The sequence below is a fragment of the Streptosporangium fragile genome (assembly GCF_039534445.1).
Classification (GTDB): domain Bacteria; phylum Actinomycetota; class Actinomycetes; order Streptosporangiales; family Streptosporangiaceae; genus Streptosporangium; species Streptosporangium fragile.
Genome location: NZ_BAAAVI010000177.1, coordinates 1 through 951, shown reverse-complemented (window position 1 = coordinate 951; position 951 = coordinate 1). Strand labels below are relative to the sequence as shown.

Here is a 951-nt window from a genome sequence, read left to right as displayed (position 1 = left end):
GCTCCAGTCGCTGGCCGAGCCGTCGCGGCCGTGCACGCGCACCCGCGCCCCGCGCCGCTCGCGCGAGACCAGCGCGGTTCCCGGCCAGGGGACCAGGACCGACTGTTCGGACTCGACGAGGCCGGTCGCCGTCCCGTCGCTGAGTTCGATCTCGTACGCCCGTTGCAGCCAGCCGGGGATGCCGGTCCGGATGATCCAGGACAGGCGCGGGGCGCGTTCCCCGATGCCGAGGGGCTCCCGGTGGTGTTCGAAGGTGACCGGTTCGACGTTCAGGAAGGTCATGTCATCCCTTGATGGCGCCGGCGGTCATGCCGGCCACGATCTTGCGGTTGAAGAAGACGAAGGCCAGCAGCGGCGGGATGGTGATCAGGACGATGTCCATGAACAGCAGGTTCCACTGGGTGCCGTACTGGCTCTGAAAGTTGTAGAGGGTGACCTGCACGGTGGCGTTCTCGTTGCCCGGGGTGAAGTACAGCGGGTTGACGAAGTCGTTGAAGATCGCCACCGAGCTGGTCAGGATCACGGTGATCGTCACCGGCCGCAGCAGCGGGAAGATCACCTTGAAGAACAGGGTGAACCCGTTGCAGCCGTCGAGCATCGCCGCCTCGTCCAGTTCCCTGGGGATGGCCGCCACGAACGCGCGGAACAGCAGCACCGCGTACGACAGGCCGAAGGCGACCTCGACCAGGATGAGCCCGGGCAGGGTCTTGAACAGTCCCAGCGCCTGCAGCAGCCAGATGGTCGGCACGATCGCCGGCGGGATGATCAGCCCGGACAGCACCAGGAAGTCGGCCAGCTTGGCGACCTTGCCGGCCCGGCGCTGCAGGACGTATCCGGCCATGGCCGCGAAGATCACAATCAGGGCCACCGAGGCCACGGTGAGGATCGTGCTGTTGACATAGGCGCGCAGCAGCACGTAGTCGCGCGCCTCGACCACCGCGACGAGGTTCT

At 66.9% G+C, this 951-nt stretch carries 2 protein-coding genes; both read right to left on the bottom strand.

The window, feature by feature from the left end:
• A partial coding sequence (locus ABD841_RS40510; RefSeq protein ID WP_344982399.1) for a glycoside hydrolase family 78 protein occupies positions 1-282 on the bottom strand: 282 nt, incomplete at its 3' end.
• A gap of 1 nt (position 283) precedes the next feature.
• Positions 284-951: carbohydrate ABC transporter permease (locus tag ABD841_RS40505; RefSeq protein ID WP_344982397.1), on the bottom strand; the 668-nt coding region annotated here is incomplete at its 5' end.